The organism is Cupriavidus sp. 8B (assembly GCF_054589115.1).
In genome coordinates this window covers 1-649 of record NZ_BAAILO010000094.1, presented here as the reverse complement: position 1 = coordinate 649, position 649 = coordinate 1, and the positions used below count along the sequence as shown (strand labels likewise).

Annotated in this window: 2 protein-coding genes; both read left to right on the top strand. The window is 62.2% G+C overall.

Annotation, left to right across the window (positions count from 1 at the left end; translation table 11 throughout):
* Nucleotides 1-6: 6 nt before the first annotated feature.
* Complete coding sequence (locus ACYP5B_RS09315) at nucleotides 7-174, top strand: winged helix-turn-helix domain-containing protein (protein WP_459569403.1); 168 nt, start codon at nucleotides 7-9, stop codon at nucleotides 172-174.
* The coding region (locus tag ACYP5B_RS09310; RefSeq protein ID WP_459569402.1) for an IS630 family transposase at nucleotides 143-649 on the top strand (507 nt) is incomplete at its 3' end. The genes ACYP5B_RS09315 and ACYP5B_RS09310, both read left to right, overlap by 32 nt.

Below are 649 nucleotides of genomic sequence, written 5' to 3'. Positions count from 1 at the left end.
GAGCACTTGCGTCAGCGCTATGGCATCAAGCTGGGCGTGCGTCAGTGCCAGCGGCTGTTTCGCCAGATGGGCTTTCGGCTGCGCAAGCCGCGCCCGCAGGTCGCTCAGTCTGATCCCGTTCGCGTTGCGGCGGTAAAAAAAACTGCGGCGACTGGCAAGGCGCGACGACATTGAGCTATGGAGCCTGGACGAATGCCATTTCCAGCAACACGGATCGCGCTGTCGCATGTGGGTGGCCCCGGAACTCCGCGACCCGGTGTTGATGCATGCGCCGACGCGCAAGTCGGTGGCGTGCTTTGGCGCCGTCAGCTTGAGCACAGGCCGCTTCGTCTGGCAGGCATGCCCTGTCTTCAACGCAGAAACGTTTGCGTCCTTTCTGCGCCAGCTACTGCGCCATCGACGTCGCGGCAAGCGCATCGTCGTCGTGCTGGACAACGCCAGGTACCACCATGCCATCCTGCTCAGGCCGCTACTGCGCAAGTACAGGCGGCACCTGACGCTGTTGTTCCTCCCGCCATACAGTCCGCAATTGGCGCCTATCGAACGCGTCTGGAAGCTGACACGACGTCTGGTGCTACATAACCGGTACTTCGCCACACTCGCTGAAGTCCTCTCGGCGGTCGACGCCTGCTTCCAGTACTGGAAGAGA